The following is a 16,249-nucleotide window of genomic DNA, read 5'->3' as shown; positions in this document are numbered from 1 at the left end:
TCGTCCTCCATGTCGCCGTCGAACTCCGGATTCGTCGTGTGCGTACCCCTCATGGCGCCCCCGGAGGCACGAACGGCAGTCCCTCCGGCACCCCTTCCTCCAGCAGCCGCAGCAGCGCGGCGGTGTCCGCGTGCTCCTCGATCAGATCGCCCAGCCGGTCCAGCTGCTCCTCGCGCAGCACACCGAAACGGGTGTCGGGCGCCGGGACGAACGCCCGGCCCGCGTCCGCCGCGACCCGCCGCAGGAAGGCCCGGCGGAAGCCGTCGCTCTCCAGGGAGCCGTGCCAGTGCGTGCCCCATACGGAGCCGGCCCGGCAGCCGTCCAAGAACTCTTCCTCCCCGCCGGTCACTTCGGCGACCCCGTGGTGGATCTCGTACCCCTCCACCGGCTCGCCCAGCGCCTCGCCGGCCGGCCGCGCGAGCGTCTTCTCCGCCGCGAACCGCACCCGTACGGGCAGCAGCCCCAGCCCGTCGACCACGCCCGCCTTCGACTCGACCTCGTCCTCGATGCGCTCGCCCAGCATCTGGAAGCCGCCGCAGATGCCCAGCACCGGGCGCCCCTCGGCGGCCCGCCGGGCGATCGCGTCCGCCAGGCCGCGCTCCCGCAGCCACGCCAGCGCCCGTACGGTGCCCCGGGTCCCCGGCAGCACCACCAGGTCGGCGTCGGCCAGCTCCTCGGGCCGGTCCACGAACCGCACCACCACGCCGGGTTCGGCGGCCAGCGCGTCCACGTCCGTGAAGTTCGACATCAGCGGCACGGCACAGACCGCCACCCGCAGCACGTCCGCCCCGTGAGGCGGTGCCACCACGCTCTCGCGCACCGCGCCGCGCAGCGACACCCGCAGGCCGTCCTCCTCGTCGATGCCGAGCCCGTGCGCGAAGGGCAGCACGCCCAGCGTCTGCCGCCCCGTGAGGCCGCGCAGCATCTCCAGGCCCGGCTCCAGCAGCGTCACATCGCCCCGGAACTTGTTGACCATGTACCCCGCGACCAGCGCCTGGTCCTCCTTGGACAGCAGCGCGGTGGTGCCGAAGAACGAGGCGAACACCCCGCCGCGGTCGATGTCACCGACCACCACCGCCGGAATACGGGCGGCCCGTGCGAGGCCCATGTTCACGATGTCGGTACGCCGCAGATTGATCTCGGCGGGACTGCCCGCGCCCTCGCAGATCACCGCGTCATGGGTACGCCGCAGCTCCTGGAGGCAGTCGGTCACCGTCCCGAGCAACTGCTCCCGGCGGCCCGCGTACTGCGCCTCCCCCTGGGACGTCCCCCCGAAGTACCCCCGGGCGCTGAGCTCGCCCACCGGCTTCCCCAGCAGCACCACCTGGCTGCTGCGGTCGCTGCCCGGCTTGAGCAGGACGGGGTTCATCAGCGCGGTCGGCTCCACCCGCGCCGCGGCGGCCTGCATCGCCTGGGCCCGTCCGATCTCCGCGCCCTCGCGCGTGACGAACGAATTCAGCGACATGTTCTGTGCCTTGAAGGGCGCCACCCGGACACCCTGCCGGACCAGCCAGCGGCAGATCCCCGCCGTCACCACGCTCTTACCGGCGTCGGACGTCGTCCCGGCCACCAACAGGCCACCACCGACCGCCCCGCCGGCTGCCTTCAACCGCCCGTTCACCGGGTCCTCCTCCTGCGCTTCGGGTCACTGCACCCGGCCACCCGCTCCGGGTCACTACACCCGCCCACCCCCCGAAGGGGGGTGGGCGGCGGGGAAAAAACGGACGGCCTCATACCGGCCCCGCCTCACGCCCGCGGACCGAACCCACCACACGCCCGCGCCCCCCGGCCCCCCGAGCCGCCGCAGCCACCGCCCTCCGAGCCACCGCCGTCCGCGCAGCGCCGACCGCCGCCCGCGCCGCCACCGTCGTCACCAGTGCCAGCACGTTCACCCGGCGGGAGAGCCGTACCGCCCGTTCGATGTCCGGCACCGCCACCGGCGGCGCCGCGCCGTTGAGCACCGGACGGTCCTCCACCCGCCCGCCGTACGCCAGCCTGCCGCCGAGCCGTACGCCCAACGCACCCGCGAACGACGCCTCCACCGGGCCCGCGTTGGGGCTCGGATGCGCACCGCCGTCCGCCCGCCAGGCCCGCAGCGCACCGCGCCGGTCGGGGCCCGCGAGCACGGTCAGCGCGGCGGTCAGCCGGGAGCCGGGCCAGCCGGCGAGATCGTCGAGCCGGGCCGCTGCCCAGCCGAAGCGGCGGTAGCGCGGCGACTTGTGCCCCACCATCGCGTCGAGGGTGTTCACCGCGCGGAACGCCACCAGACCGGGCACTCCGCCCAACGCGCCCCATACCAGGGCGCCGACCACCGCGTCGGAGGTGTTCTCGGCGACCGACTCCACCACCGCACGGGCCATCTGCGGCCCGTCCAGCGCCTGCGGATCCCGCCCGCACAGATGCGGCAGCCGCTCCCGTGCCACGTCCAGATCACCCGCCGTCAGCGCCCCGCCGACGGCCCGCGCCTCCCGGCCCAGCGAGGTGCCGCCCAATACGGCCCAGACCGTCGCCGCGGTCAGCGCGATTCCGGCGCCACCACGGAGCGACAGCGGGCCAGCGGGAGCGCCGCCCCGCACGGCGCGCTGCAGCAGCGCGGCACCGGCGGCGGCCCCGCCCGCACACAGCACGGCATGCGCCGCCCCGTAACCGCGGTGGTCGCGCCACAGCCGGCGCTCGACGGCACCCGCGGCCCGGCCGAACGCGGCCACCGGATGGCCGCGCCGCGGATCCGCCGCGATCAGGTCGCCGAGAAAGCCGAGGGCCGCGCCGTACACATATCCCGCGTGTTCGCCGCGCATCGGGTCAGACCGCCGTGCGGGCGCGTCCGTGACGTCCTGCCCGGCCCCGAAGGAGCCCTGTGGCAGCGGGCAGTGGAGATCTCAAGGGGCGGCCGGGCATGGCGGTATGTCCTCACTCAGGGTCCGCGCCCTGGCTCGACGTGACGGCGACCAGAGTCTCCTGGCTCCCGGATCGGCGTGTCCTCCGGCCTTCCAGTCCCGCGTACGTCATCCGACGTATGCGAGGCGGACCGTGGCCTTCGCTGGAGGAACGCTCCCCGGTGACAGTGGCGGGACCGCGCCGGATTCGCACCGGACTTCCTCTGCTGTCGCCGAATGGCTCCGGCAGTCCACCACGCCCCGCGAACGCCGTCAACTCACCCTTGACCTGCGACGCTGCCCTGTGGCAGGCGCTGTGGTGCACGCCACAGCGTGGCTGAGGAGTCACGGACGGTTGCCCGCGCACCTGATCCCGCGTCACTATCTGGTGCACGGCGGCGAAGGGGCCGCCGGAAGGGGGCCGGGGGATGCCGCAGCGCGCTGACCGACATGAGATCCGTATCAGGATCACGGGCACGAACAATCCTGACCAGGACGTCGAGGACCTCAAGGCATGGCTGGAGCGTGAGCCCTGGCTGAACCGGCGGTCGCACGACTGGGAACTGCGGCCGGCGGCGGAGCGCGACGACGGCCCCGGCGACATGGCCATCGGCGTCGACGACCTGATCCTGGTCGTGGTCGGCGCGGCCGCCGCCGAGATCACCAAGAGCCTCGGTATCGCCCTGCGCGAGTGGCTGCGCCGCCGCAGGGAGGAACGCGACACCGGCGAACGGCCCGCCGTGGCGGTCGGCGGCGGGGACGGCGAACTGCGCGCACTGGGCGAGCCGGGACCGGGCGCCGCGGCACCCGAACGCCCCGATCCCGGCAGCCCGGCGAACGGGGGCGGCAGCACCGCCGGGGACTGAGCCGGATGTCCGAATACGACGCACGGGGCAAGGTCAACCGGGCGCTGCTGATCTGCGTCGACGACTACCGGCATCTGCGGCCGCTGCCCGCGGTGCGGGACAACCCCGGGGAACTGGAACGCGTCCTGCTCGCCCCCGGCACCGACCTCTTCACCAAGGGCGAGGTCGTCATCTGCCGGCCCCAGGAGCCCTGGGAGGTCGAACAGGCCCTGGACACCGTCACCCAGGAGGCCCGCGGGCTGCTGCTGGTGTACTTCTCCGGCCACGGCCGGGTGGGACGGGACGGCGGCAATCTCCAGCTCATGGTCGGTGCCTCGGAACGGCGGCACAAAACCGTCTCCTGGCAGGACACGGTGCTGTCCTACCTGGACAACGCGCGGGCCGACCGGATCGTGATCGTCCTGGAGTGCTGTTACGCCGGCAACGCCGGGGAGGCCTTCCACGCCTGCCGCGCCCCCACCTCGCTGCTGATGGCCGCACAGCCCAACCGCCGGATCTTCAGCGGCGAGGAGCCCACCGGCGGCAGTGTCTTCACCCGCGCCCTGCGGCAGATCCTCGAACAGGGCATCCCCGGCAAACGGTTCGTCACCTTCGAGGACCTCGTCCGCGAGCTGCGGGACCAACTGGCCGGTGAGCGGACCCCGATGGGCGACGTCTGGGAGCCCCGCTCGGCCAAGCAGAACACCGTCGACGACGTCATCCTGTCCTTCGCCACCCCCGGCATCCGGCCGCCCACCCCGCTGCGGATCCGCTTACGGCGCCGGCTGAACACCTCCTTCCGGCACTGGTTCCGGATCCTGATGGTGCTGGCGATCATCGCCGTACCGGCCACCGCGGGCGTCGTCCTGCTGAACCTCCCGGGCGCGGCCGTTGCCTGCCCGCCCGCCCTCGAACTGCGGCTGCTCACCGCCCCCGAGGCCGAACCCGCGCTGCGCCAGGCGGCCTTCGACTACGAGATGTCCGCCGCCAACACCCGGCCCCTCAACGGCGAGGGCGACCTCCCCGACGGCTGCCGGCGCGCCCAGATCACCGTCTACTCCGCCGCCAAGGACCAGGTCGACCAGGGCTTCGCCGCCGCCGGCCGCTGGCAGGGCGAGGCCCACGGCACCGGCAAGGACGGGCCGGACGACAAGGGCATCGACCCCCTCTACCGGCCCGGACCCCAGCCCGACATCTGGATCCCCGAATCCACCGCCGACTACTACGAGGCCCGCCGCGGGATGCCCGCCAAGGGCTCCCCGGCGACCCTGCACTACAGCGCCCCGGTCGCCTACACGCCCCTGGTCGTCGGCATCCCGGCACACCGGCGGCTGGACGACGTCGAACCGGCCGGCGCCTCCTGGCGGGAACTGCTCACCGGCACCGACCGCACCCACCGCGACCTCCGGCTGCTGCGCCCGAGCCCGGTGCTCTCCGGCACCGGACTGCTGCACACCCTCGGCCTCTACCTCGCCCACGACGGCTCGGACGCCGCCTCCTCCGGCGCACCCGACCTCACCCTGGCCCGGCACGCCGAGGAGCGGCTGTCCGCCCCCGGCAGCCAGTACGCGGGCAGCACCGAACTGCTCTGTTCGCTGCGCCCCGACGCGGACGCCGCCGGGTCCGTCGACCGCACGCAGTCCGCGCCCCTGGTCTCGGAGAAGTCCCTCGCCGACTACAACCTCGGCCGCGCCACCGGCAGTTGCCCGGCCCTGGACGCCCCGCTCCCGCTCCGCAACCGCTACGTCGCCTACTACCCCCGGCACGTCCCCGCCCTCGACCACCCCCTGATCCGGGTCGACTGGTACGGCACCAGGGACGCCACCCCACGGCAGGCCGCCGTGGCGGGCTTCGCGGCCTGGTTGCGCGCCGCGGACGGCGGCCAGCGCACCCTCACCGCCCAGGGCTACCGTGGGGTGCACGGCACCGGCCCGGGAGCGGGCTCACCGCTGCTCGACAGCCGCGCGGACATCAGCCTCCTCGCCCCCACCGTCCCCTTCCGAGCGGACCCGGACCAGGTCTCCCAGGTACTGGACGGCTACGACAAGGCCCAGAAGTCCAGCCAGGTGCTGATCCTCCTCGACACCTCCACCTCCATGGCCGACGGCGGCCGGCTGCCGACCGCCGTGCGCGCGGCCGGACGCGTACTGGAGATGGTCGGCACACGCCACACCTACGGCCTGTGGGCCTTCCCGGACCGCGCGCACCCCACCGACGCCGACGCGGTGCGCGAACTCGTCCCGCCCGGCAGCGCCGACCCGGCACCGGGCCGGGCCGCGCTGAACCGGATCGCGGGCGGCGAACTGGTCGAGCACGGTGCCGCGATGGAGGAGGCGCTGACCCGCGCGGTGCGCCGGATGAAGAAGTCCCCGGCCACCAACAAGGCCATCGTGCTCATCCTCGACCAGGACGACGGCGCGGGCCCGCAGCGGGCGGCGGGCGTGGAGCGGACCCTCGGCACCCTCGTCGAGGAGCGGCCCGAAGTGCCCGTCCTGGTGCTGGCGCTGGGCAAGAACGGCTGTGACACCTTCGCCCTCCAACGGCTGGCCGACGCCTCCCACGGCCAGTGTGTGCCCGGCGGCCCGCAGGCCGTCGACACCCTGGCCGGCCGGATCGCCTCCATCGGCACGGCCACGAAGGGGGACCGATGACCGCGCCACGCACCGCCGCGGCCGCCGCCCTGGCCTGTCTCGCCCTGACGCTCGCGGCGAGCGGCTGCATGCCGGGGGAGCAACTCGTCCCGGAGAAGGGCGCGATCGTCCTCGCCACCGGCAGCGACCTCAGCAGCTCCGGCGTCCGCCAGGACCTGATCCACGACTGGGAGCGGCGCACCGGCCGTACGGTCCGGATCGTCAAACTCCCGGACACCGCCGACGGCCAGCGCAGCCAGCTGCTGGCGGCGGGCCAGTCCGGCAGCGGTGGCTACGACGTGCTCAACCTCGATGTCGCCTGGACCGCCGAGTTCGCCGAGGCGGGCGTGATCCGCCCCTGGGCCACGGCCCTGGACGGCGACTTCCTCGACAGCGTGGCCAAGACGGTGGAGTACGACGGCAAGGTGTGGGGGGTGCCCTTCAACACCGACGCCGGGCTGCTCTACTACCGCAAGGACATCCTCCGCACGTACGGCCACGGCGCCCCGTCCAACTGGGGCGAGCTGAAGGACGTGGCGACCGAGGTGGCGCAGGACTACAACCGCGAGGCCGCCCGGGACGCCGCCACCGGCCACAAGAAGCAGCGGCCCAGGATGTACGGCATGGTCGCCCAGCTGCGGCCCTACGAGGGGCTGACCGTCAACACCCTGGAGTCGGCCTGGGTCAACGGCGGCGACCCGGACGCCACCAGCTTCACCAAGGGCGAGCAGATCGGCGCGCTCCAGCAGGGCATCGCCGACCTCAAGGTCCGGCTCGACTCGATCATGCCGCACGAGGCCACCACGATGGACGAGACGGAGAGCCGCCGCTGGTTCGCCGACGGCCGCGCGCTGTTCATGCGCAACTGGCCGGTCGAATACGCCTCGGTCGCCGAGAAGCTCACGCCCGGCGAGCAGTTCGACGTCACCCAGCTGCCGGCCCGCCCCAGCGACGGCAAACGGATGTCCGTGCTGGGCGGGCAGAACCTCGCCCTCGCGGCCGGCAGCACCCGGCCGGCCGGCGCCCGGTCCCTGATCGAGGCGCTGACCGGCCCCGGCAGCGAACGCTGCCTGCTGGAGCGGGGATTCGCGGCCACCCGCGACTCGGCCTACCGGAACGAGGCCACCGCACCGCACTGCCCGCTGCCGCCCGGCGACACCGAACACGGCGAGCACGGCGCCACGGGACGGCCGGAGCCCCGGCCCGACCCCCGCACCCTGCACGCGGCGCTGATGGCGGCCGCACCGCGCCCGCGCAGCGCCCACTACCAGACCTTCAGCAAGGTCGTACAGCTCGGGGTGTCCGCCTACCTCAACGGCCCCGGCGGCACCGCCATCGCCGACCGGCTGGCCCGGCAGGCCGATGACGCGCTCGACGGACGGGGCGGACAACGGACGAGGCGCCCGGCGGACGACGGCTGATGCCGGGTCCGCCGGGCGCCTCACCCGGTCCGTCGTGGCGGCGGCGTCAGCCGGCCACGATCAGATAGATGCCATAGGCCACCGCCACCGCGCAGAGGCCGAAGGCGGCCATCGCGCCGGTCCGTGCGCCCGTACCCGGTGCGGCGACCGCGGCGGCCGCACCTTCCTGGCCCGCCTTGCGGGACGTGCCGGCGATGCCGACGGTGAACAGGCCCACGATCCCGACCGTCACCACGAGGGTCACGCCGAAGACCTGGCCGAGAGCTGCCCAGTCGATGCTCATGGAGTTTTCCTTAGGTGATGACAGCTAGCGGGTGACCGTCGCGGCCTTGGCACGCGGGGTGGTGGAGGTGTCGGCGCCGGACGCCTGGGCCGGAATCCCGGCGGCTTCCGGGGCGTCGGCCGCAGCGGCGTCGGTCTCCGGGGCGTCGGCCGCCGGGGCCTGCTGGCCCGCCGGGGGCGGGGAGACGGTGCGCAGCGCGGCGGTCACCACGCCCACCGGCTCGGCCGCGGCACCCTCGTTGACGTTGGTGTGGTCGATCGGCTTGCGCCGGGAGGCGGCCCAGATCGCGCCGCAGATGCCCAGTCCGAGGACCGCCACCGCCGCCACGCCCCAGTCGCCCTGACCGGCGAGGAACGCGGCACCCGCGGCGACCGCACCGGCGGCCGGCAGCGTCAGGCCCCAGGCGAGGACCATCCGGCCGGCCGTGGACCAGCGCACCACGCCGCCCTTGCGGCCCAGGCCCGAGCCCATCACGGAGCCGGAGCAGACCTGGGTGGTGGAGAGCGCGAAGCCGAGGTGGGAGGAGGCCAGGATGGTGGCCGCGGCGCCGGTCTGGGCGGCGAAGCCCTGCGGCGGCTGGATGTCGGTGATGCCCTTGCCCATCGTGCGGATGATCCGCCAGCCGCCCAGGTACGTGCCGAGCGCGATGGCGACACCGGCCGAGGCGATGACCCACAGCGGCGGGTCGGCGTGCGGGGCGACCACTCCGCCGGTGATCAGCGCGAGCGTGATCACACCCATCGTCTTCTGGGCGTCGTTGGTGCCGTGGGCGAGGGAGACCAGGGCGGCGGAGGCGATCTGCCCCGCGCGGTAGCCCTTGGCGGTGTCCGCCTCGTCGCGGTTGCGGGTCAGCCGGTAGGTGAGCCGGGTCGCCGCCATCGCGGCCAGGCCGGCGACGATCGGGGCGGCCACCGCCGGGATCAGGACCTTCATCACAACGGCGTCACCGTGCACACCGTGGGTGCCGACGGACACCAGGGTCGCGCCGATCAGACCGCCGAAGAGGGCGTGGGAAGAGCTGGAGGGGAGACCCGCGAGCCAGGTCAGCAGGTTCCAGACGATCGCGCCGACCAGGCCGGCGAAGATCACTTCAGGTCTGATGCCGGCGGCCTCGTCAATGATCCCCCCGGAGATGGTCTTGGCCACCTCAACGGACAGGAACGCGCCGACGAGGTTGAGGACTGCCGACATCGCCACCGCGGTCTTGGGTCGCAAGGCCCCGGTGGAAATGGTGGTGGCCATCGCGTTGGCCGTGTCGTGGAAGCCGTTCGTAAAGTCGAACACCAAGGCCGTGACGATCACGATCCCGATGAGAAGCGTGATGTGTTCCATTCACCCAGGCAATCAGTTCGAAGGTCAGTGTCGCTGGGACCGTACGGAGAGCGGGTGAACGGAAGATGAACTGGGACGGGCGCGTCGGTGACACCACCGCAGTGTTCACGCGGAGGCGCCTCTGGCGTCACTTCCGCATCACCCGTTGGCGAACTTCGTGCGCTTCACCGACGAGCCGTTCCCCGCGGTCCCCGCTGGTCGTGGATCCCCCTCGACGGTAAGGGCGAGCCACCCGGGAGAACTCGAATCAGGTCAGTTCACGGCACCTGCGCAGGTGTCCCCATCTGGCGGATACCGTGCGGACGGAACCACGACGTACGGTGCCCCGGCCCGCTCGTACGGTGTCGCGCACCGCATCCGCATCCGCATTCGCCGCACCGCGCCGGAGGACCCATGAAGGACCACCCCGACGACCTCGCCGCCGCCTGGAGCGAACTGGTCGCCACCGCCCGCCGAACGGTCACCGACGGCCTGGTCGTCGGCACCTCGGGCAATGTCTCGCGCCGTATCAGGGACCTGGTCCTGGTCACCCCCAGCGGCGTCCCCTACGACCGGCTCGGCCCCGGCGACACCACCGCGGTCGACCTCGAAGGCCGCCAGATCATCGGCGCGCTCCGGCCGACCAGCGAACTCCCGATGCATCTGACGGTCTACCGCACCACCACGGCCACCGCCGTCGTCCACACCCACGCCCCGCACGCCACCGCCGTCTCGACCCTGGTCCCCGAACTCCCGCCGGTCCACTACATGGCCGCGGCGCTCGGCGGCCCCGTCCGCGTCGCCCCCTACGCCCTGTACGGCAGCGACGAGCTCGCCGCGAACATGCGCGAGGCGCTCCGCGACCGCACCGGCTGTCTGCTGGAGAACCACGGCACGATCACCTACGGCGACAGCCTCGACCAGGCACTGGACCGCACCGCCCAGCTGGAATGGATGTGCCGGGTGTGGCTCGCCGCGAGCTCCGTACCGGGCCGCACGCCGAACCTGCTGTCCGCCGGGCAGCTCGACGCGGCCGGCGGCCGGCTGCGCGGCTACGGCCAGCAGGGCCGCGACCGGAGCTGACCGCCCGTCCCGGGGCGGCGGCCCGTACCCCGTCCGCCGCCCCGGGCCCGCCCGGCGCCCCGCCCGGTCACCCGCCCGACTCCGCCCGGTGGCCGCCCCCGGCACCGCTGCGCACACTGGTGAGGTGCGCCTGGGTACTGCGGCGGCCGTGGCCGCCATCACCGTGATAGGAGCCGGGGCGGCCGCCGTGGCGGTCGGCCGGTACGCCAGTGACATTGCCCTGAAACCATCGCCGGACCAGCCCTTCCCGGGCGACTCCCGCCTCACCGTGCACTCCGCCACCGAGGAGCGCATCGCCCTCACCCGCAGCCTGGCGTCCCTGCGCCCCGGCACCTACGGGCTCACCGGCTCCGGCTGCCATGCGGTGCTCGGCGACGTCGTCCACGGTGTCCCGCACCCCGCCGACGCGGTCGTCCGCCGCCTGGTACGGGTCACCCACGGCACCCTCGGGCCGGGCAACCGGATGCGGCTCACCCCCCAGGTGCACCTCGGCAACCCCCGGGACGCCCTCGGCCTGGACTGCGCCGACGTCGACATCCCCGGCGAACTCGGCTCCCTCCCGGCGTGGTTCGTCCCCGGCGTCCGCGACACCTGGGTCATCACCGCACACGGCCTGGGCACCACCCGCGAACACCCCATGGTGGTCATGCCGTTCCTGCACCGCCACCGGCTGCCGGTCCTCGACCTGTCCTACCGCAACGACCTCGGCGCCCCGCGCACCGTCGACGGCGTCAACCACCTCGGCGACACCGAGTGGCGCGACCTGGACGCGGCGATCCGCTACGCCCTGCGCTACGGCGCCCGGAACGTCGTCCTCCACGGCTGGTCCACCGGCGCGACCATGGCACTGCGCGCCGCCACCCACTCCGCGCTCCGCGACCGGATCAGCGGTCTGGTCCTGGACTCCCCGGTCCTCGACCGGAACGCCACGGTCCGCGCGCTGGCCGGCGCCCGGCGGATCCCGCGCGCCCTGCTGCCGCTGGTGGTACGCGCCGCCGAGGGCAGCATCGGAGTGCCCCTCGGCCACCCCGCCGACGCCGTCGACCCCGACGAGCTGGAAATTCCCACACTGCTCTTCCACGGGCCCGACGACGTGATCGCCCCCTGGACCGCGTCCCGCTCCTTCGCCGCCCGCCGGGCCGACCTGGTCACGCTTCAGCCGGTCCCGCACGCCCCGCACGCCGCGATGTGGAACGCCGACCCCTCGGGCTACGAAGAAGCGCTGCGGCGCTTCCTCACGCCGCTCATGTAGCACCGGCCCGGCCCGAACGCCGGCTCCGCCGCCGACCGCCCCCTCCACCAGGCCCGGCGCCCGATGGCTCCCGGGCATCTCCCGGGTATACGGGGGGACAACTCCCCTCATCAGGGATGGGTCGGCGAGATGACACGGCCGTGTCAGATCGCAAGCCGGGTTCCGATTGGGCTTTCGGGCCGACAGCGGCAACACTGCTCCTGTGACGTCCCGTACTCCGCGCGACTCCCGGCTCCGACTCGTCCCCCGTCAACCGGTTGCGGCCGCCCGCCGGGCGGTGACAACCCGGGCCAAGCGTCCGGCGCCCCGCCCGCCCGAGGGCACGCCGCCGCCCGCGGAACTGGCCCGCCAGGCCCGTGCCGTATTGGCCGGCGCCGCCCGGCTCGCCCGCTGGGCCGACAGCGTCGGTGCCGGCGCCGCCGGCGGCAGCCTGCGCGCCGGTCCCGACGGAGCGCTGCCGAAGGCCGCCGCGGAACGCGCCGCCGAGGCCCTGGGCCTGACGCCGCACCAGGTCCGCATCGACTGGGACCGGGCCCGGCTGGCCGGCCTCGTCGAACTCCACGACGGCCTCGCCCGCCCCGGCTGGCGGCTGCGCGCCTGGGACCGCGACGACACCGCCGTGCTGCGCGGCTGGGTCGCGCTCTTCGACGCCTGGTCGCTGGCCCGCCCCGCACCGGCCGGCGCCGGCCCCGCGATAGTCGCCGAAGTCGTCGAGGCGCTGCCGCAGTTGCTGTCCCTGCTGCATTTGTCGGCCGGCCCCGTGCGGCTGCCGGTGCTGCTCGACATGCTCGACCAGCGCGTCGCCGAACTGCGCACCGAACGCTGCGAGGTCCCCTACGGCCAGGACCCCGGCGGCCCCGACGAGGCCGCGGCCGCCGGCGACGCCGCGGGGGCGTCGCTGGCCGCGCTGCTGGACTGGGCGCTGGACGCCCTGCGGACCGTCGGCGCGCTGGTGCCGCCGGACGGCGCGGAGGCCGCGCACGATGCGTCCGAGGCGCAGCTGACGCCGCTCGGCAACTGGTCGGTATGGGTCAAGCTGGAGCAGATCTGTGTGGCCGCGCAGAGCCCGGCCGGCAACATCGAACAGTCCGCGGAGGCGATGCTGCGCGGCTGCGCCCGGCTCACCCCGGGCCCGGCCCGCGCCGAATACCGGGCCTGGCTCGCCGCCCGCTCCGTCGGCGCGGCCGTCGAGGAGCTGCTGACCGTGGCCCGCGGCGAGGACGCGCTGCTGCGCGGTCTGGCCTTCGAGGCACTGCGGGCGGTCGGCGCCCCCGCCGAGGCCGCCGTACGGGCCGCCGCCGACGAGCCGGGCCTGCGGCCGTACGCCCTGCTGTGGCTGGTCGAGCACGAGGGCGGCGACCCGGAGACCGCGCCCGATGTGCTCACCCGCGAGGAGTCCACCTGGCTGTGGGTGGACACCGCCGCGGCCGTCGCCGACCACGGCGAGACCCAGCTGCTCGTCCGCCACCTCGACTCGGCCGTCCAGGGCTCCGTCCCACGCCTCCTGGAGGAGGTCCGCGCCGTAGGCCACCCCAGAACCGTCCAGGTCCTGGTAGCCCTGGCCGCAGCCCACCCCGACCCGGCCCTCGCCAAGGCGGTACGGCGCGCGGCCTTCCAAGTCCACACGGGTGGGGTCTGATCCCACGTTTTTGTCTTTCCCGCCGTGGGTGTTGCTCGCCGTTGCGCCTGCGGCGGGCCGGGTGGTTGTCGGGTGCGGTGACGGACCTCCGGGGCCTGGTGTGTGGACTGCTTCGCTTTACGTCCACACACCAGGCCCCTCCGGCCCGTCCCCTCCCGTTGGGGGAGTGGGTGCAGGTGGGTGGGGGCTGGCCGCCGTAGCCGTGTCAGTGCGACGGAGCTGTTCACTGCGATCTACGAGGCACTGCGATCGGCGAGGCGCACCGGACCACTTACGGGTCCCCCACCGGCCTTCTTCCCACCCCTCAACGGGAGGGGACGGGCCTGCGCGGGTGGGGGTTTCCGGACGTAAAGCGAAGCAGTCCGGAAACCCCCACCCGCGCAGGCCCGTCACCGCACCCCGACAGCCCCGCGCAGCGGACCGCCCGCCGCAGGCGCAACGGCGAGGTCCCACACGGCGGGAAAGCCAAAAACGTCGACCGAGGCAAAGCGCAGCGGAACGGCGAGCAACAACCACGGCGGGCCAGCCGAAAACGTGGGAGGAGAAACGACTTGCGCGGGAACGTTAGACTGCCTCCCATGGCAGTTCTCCCTTGGGTTCATTAGACGGCGCAGCTCGCCCTCGGACCGTCCGTCCAACCCGCCGTCTTCCTGACCCTGGAGCTTTTCCCGTGATCACCGCCTCTGGCCTTGAGCTGCGCGCCGGCGCCCGCATTCTGATCGAGTCCGCTTCCTTCCGTATCGCCAAGGGCGACCGCATCGGCCTGGTCGGCCGTAACGGCGCCGGCAAGACCACCCTGACCAAGGTGCTGGCGGGCGAGGGCATGCCCGCCGCCGGCACGGTCACCCGCTCCGGCGATGTCGGCTACCTTCCGCAGGACCCGCGCACCGGCGACCTGGACGTGCTCGCCCGCGACCGCATCCTGTCCGCCCGTGATCTGGACTCCGTGCTCCGCAAGATGCGGGAGAACGAGGACCGGATGGCCAACGGCAAGGGCGCCACCCGCGACAAGGCGATGAAGAAGTACGAGCGCCTGGAGACGGAGTTCCTGACCAAGGGCGGGTACGCCGCGGAGGCGGAGGCCGCGACCATCGCCGCCAGCCTCGGGCTGCCCGACCGCATCCTCGGCCAGCCGCTGCACACGCTCTCCGGTGGTCAGCGCCGCCGCGTCGAGCTGGCCCGGATCCTGTTCTCGGACTCCGACACCCTGCTGCTCGACGAGCCGACCAACCACCTCGACGCCGACTCGATCGTCTGGCTGCGCGACTACCTGAAGACCTACCGCGGCGGTTTCATCGTGATCTCCCACGATGTCGACCTGGTCGAGACCGTCGTGAACAAGGTCTTCTATCTCGACGCCAACCGCTCCGAGATCGACATCTACAACATGGGCTGGAAGCTCTACCAGCAGCAGCGCGAGGCCGACGAGAAGCGCCGCAAGCGCGAGCGTGCGAACGCCGAGAAGAAGGCCGCGCAGCTGAATTCGCAGGCCGACAAGATGCGGGCCAAGGCCACGAAGACGGTCGCCGCGCAGAACATGGCCAAGCGTGCCGACAAGCTGCTGGCCGGGCTGGACGCCAAGCGCGTCTCCGACAAGGTCGCCAAGCTGCGCTTCCCGGACCCGGCGCCGTGCGGCAAGACCCCGCTCACCGCCGAGGGCCTGTCGAAGTCCTACGGCTCGCTGGAGATCTTCACCGACGTCGACCTGGCCATCGACAAGGGCTCCCGGGTCGTCATCCTCGGCCTCAACGGTGCGGGCAAGACCACCCTGCTGCGGCTGCTGGCCGGCGTCGAGACCCCGGACACCGGCGAGGTCCGTCCCGGTCACGGCCTGAAGCTCGGCTACTACGCCCAGGAGCACGAGACCCTGGATCCGGACCGCACGGTCCTGGAGAACATGCGCTCGGCCGCCCCGGACATGGACCTGGTCGCCATCCGTAAGACGCTGGGCTCCTTCCTCTTCTCCGGCGACGACGTCGACAAGCCCGCCGGGGTGCTCTCCGGCGGCGAGAAGACCCGCCTCGCCCTGGCGACGCTGGTCGTCTCCTCCGCCAACGTGCTGCTCCTCGACGAGCCCACGAACAACCTCGACCCGGCCAGCCGCGAGGAGATCCTCGGCGCGCTGCACACCTTCACGGGCGCGGTGGTCCTGGTGTCGCACGACGAGGGCGCGGTGGACGCACTGGAGCCGGAGCGCATCATCCTGCTGCCCGACGGCGTCGAGGACCTGTGGGGCCAGGACTACGCGGATCTGGTCGCGCTGGCCTGACCGCGGCGGATGGATCATGCCGTATGGATCATTCGGCCGATGTGTGATCCATCATCTGAGTGAGAACGGCTCGTACACCGGCGAGTCTGCGGCCTACGGCCGGGTCCTTGGGGCCCGGCCGTTGCCTTTTCGGTCACACACCACCTGACCTGCCACTTCTCGCGGACGGCCGGACGCGGGCGGCCTCCGGCACAGCCGGAATGAGGCATTCCGGCCCGTGTTTTCGGGCCTCCGCCGGCAAACGATGTCGCATCGACCTTGCGGAATGGGTGGCCAGGAAGCCGGGGAGGGGTGATCATGAGAGTCCAGAGCGCACTTCCCACGAGGAGGCACGGGTGGCCGAGACTCTGAAGAAGGGCAGCCGGGTAACCGGCGCCGCGCGCGAGAAGCTCGCGGCAGACCTGAAGAAGAAGTACGACTCCGGTGCGAGCATCCGGGCGCTGGCCGAGGAAACCGGCCGCTCCTACGGATTCGTGCACCGGATGCTCAGCGAATCCGGTGTGGTCCTGCGCGGTCGCGGCGGAGCCACGAGGGGCAAGAAGGCCGCATCGGCCTGACGGCCGCGACTCCGGGTGCAGCGGTGTCCCCCCGGTCGACCGAGCAGTCGACCGGGAGGTTACCGTTCAGTCACTTACGCACG

At 73.2% G+C, this 16,249-nt stretch carries 12 protein-coding genes and 1 riboswitch; of the genes, 8 read left to right on the top strand and 4 right to left on the bottom strand.

Annotated elements, in window-relative coordinates:
• Positions 1–49: 49 nt before the first annotated feature.
• A complete protein-coding gene (locus QT196_RS09815) occupies positions 50–1,621 on the bottom strand; it encodes a cobyric acid synthase (protein WP_266730102.1) in 1,572 nt (523 codons plus the stop codon).
• A gap of 109 nt (positions 1,622–1,730) precedes the next feature.
• Positions 1,731–2,798, bottom strand: coding sequence for a cobalamin biosynthesis protein (locus QT196_RS09810; RefSeq protein ID WP_290354756.1), 1,068 nt, complete (start codon positions 2,796–2,798; stop codon positions 1,731–1,733).
• Positions 2,799–2,951: 153 nt separating this feature from the next.
• Positions 2,952–3,102: riboswitch (cobalamin riboswitch) on the bottom strand.
• 202 nt (positions 3,103–3,304) lie between these two features.
• Here QT196_RS09810 and QT196_RS09805 point away from each other — a divergent pair.
• Genes QT196_RS09805 through QT196_RS09795 form a run of 3 tightly spaced genes read left to right on the top strand, consistent with a single transcriptional unit; the run spans position 3,305 to position 7,772 of the window.
• On the top strand, positions 3,305–3,742 hold the full coding sequence (locus QT196_RS09805) for a hypothetical protein (RefSeq protein ID WP_168478521.1): 438 nt from the start codon (positions 3,305–3,307) through the stop codon (positions 3,740–3,742).
• Between the two features lie 5 nt (positions 3,743–3,747).
• Positions 3,748–6,372, top strand: coding sequence for a caspase family protein (locus QT196_RS09800; protein WP_290354755.1), 2,625 nt, complete (start codon positions 3,748–3,750; stop codon positions 6,370–6,372).
• Entirely contained in the window at positions 6,369–7,772 is a 1,404-nt protein-coding gene (locus tag QT196_RS09795) for an extracellular solute-binding protein (protein WP_168478519.1), read from the top strand. Before QT196_RS09800 ends, QT196_RS09795 begins: the two co-directional genes overlap by 4 nt.
• 46 nt (positions 7,773–7,818) lie before the next feature.
• On the opposite strand, the gene QT196_RS09790 is transcribed toward QT196_RS09795, so the two are convergent.
• Together QT196_RS09790 and QT196_RS09785 are read right to left on the bottom strand one after the other, a co-directional pair.
• Entirely contained in the window at positions 7,819–8,055 is a 237-nt protein-coding gene (locus tag QT196_RS09790) for a hypothetical protein (RefSeq protein WP_168478518.1), read from the bottom strand.
• A 24-nt stretch (positions 8,056–8,079) separates the two neighbouring features.
• Complete coding sequence (locus tag QT196_RS09785) at positions 8,080–9,387, bottom strand: inorganic phosphate transporter (RefSeq protein ID WP_168478517.1); 1,308 nt, start codon at positions 9,385–9,387, stop codon at positions 8,080–8,082.
• Positions 9,388–9,780: 393 nt separating this feature from the next.
• On the opposite strand from QT196_RS09785, the gene QT196_RS09780 reads away from it, so the two are divergent.
• The 5 genes from QT196_RS09780 (at position 9,781) to QT196_RS09760 (ending at position 16,166) form a co-directional block, all read left to right on the top strand.
• Entirely contained in the window at positions 9,781–10,449 is a 669-nt protein-coding gene (locus QT196_RS09780; protein ID WP_168478516.1) for a class II aldolase/adducin family protein, read from the top strand.
• A gap of 124 nt (positions 10,450–10,573) precedes the next feature.
• A complete protein-coding gene (locus QT196_RS09775) occupies positions 10,574–11,701 on the top strand; it encodes an alpha/beta fold hydrolase (protein WP_168478515.1) in 1,128 nt (375 codons plus the stop codon).
• A gap of 202 nt (positions 11,702–11,903) precedes the next feature.
• Positions 11,904–13,340 carry a hypothetical protein gene (locus tag QT196_RS09770; RefSeq protein WP_266730088.1) on the top strand — a complete coding sequence of 479 codons (1,437 nt, stop codon included), beginning with the start codon at positions 11,904–11,906 and terminating at the stop codon, positions 13,338–13,340.
• A 670-nt stretch (positions 13,341–14,010) separates the two neighbouring features.
• On the top strand, positions 14,011–15,609 hold the full coding sequence (locus tag QT196_RS09765) for an ABC-F family ATP-binding cassette domain-containing protein (RefSeq protein ID WP_290354754.1): 1,599 nt from the start codon (positions 14,011–14,013) through the stop codon (positions 15,607–15,609).
• A gap of 335 nt (positions 15,610–15,944) precedes the next feature.
• Entirely contained in the window at positions 15,945–16,166 is a 222-nt protein-coding gene (locus QT196_RS09760; RefSeq protein WP_006606369.1) for a helix-turn-helix domain-containing protein, read from the top strand.
• The last annotated feature ends 83 nt before the right edge of the window (positions 16,167–16,249 follow it).

The sequence above is a fragment of the Streptomyces sp. P9-2B-2 genome, assembly GCF_030406865.1.
GTDB lineage: Bacteria > Actinomycetota > Actinomycetes > Streptomycetales > Streptomycetaceae > Streptomyces > Streptomyces platensis.
This window is presented reverse-complemented; position numbering and strand designations above follow the sequence as displayed.

What these genes read in the sequence shown, in the direction of transcription:
- QT196_RS09780 (WP_168478516.1), top strand. Translation starts at nt 9,781, where the DNA reads ATGAAGGACCACCCCGACGACCTCGCCGCCGCCTGGAGCGAACTGGTC.
- QT196_RS09810 (WP_290354756.1), bottom strand. Translation starts at nt 2,798, where the DNA reads ATGCGCGGCGAACACGCGGGATATGTGTACGGCGCGGCCCTCGGCTTT.
- QT196_RS09800 (WP_290354755.1), top strand. Translation starts at nt 3,748, where the DNA reads ATGTCCGAATACGACGCACGGGGCAAGGTCAACCGGGCGCTGCTGATC.
- QT196_RS09790 (WP_168478518.1), bottom strand. Translation starts at nt 8,055, where the DNA reads ATGAGCATCGACTGGGCAGCTCTCGGCCAGGTCTTCGGCGTGACCCTC.
- QT196_RS09795 (WP_168478519.1), top strand. Translation starts at nt 6,369, where the DNA reads ATGACCGCGCCACGCACCGCCGCGGCCGCCGCCCTGGCCTGTCTCGCC.
- QT196_RS09805 (WP_168478521.1), top strand. Translation starts at nt 3,305, where the DNA reads ATGCCGCAGCGCGCTGACCGACATGAGATCCGTATCAGGATCACGGGC.
- QT196_RS09785 (WP_168478517.1), bottom strand. Translation starts at nt 9,387, where the DNA reads ATGGAACACATCACGCTTCTCATCGGGATCGTGATCGTCACGGCCTTG.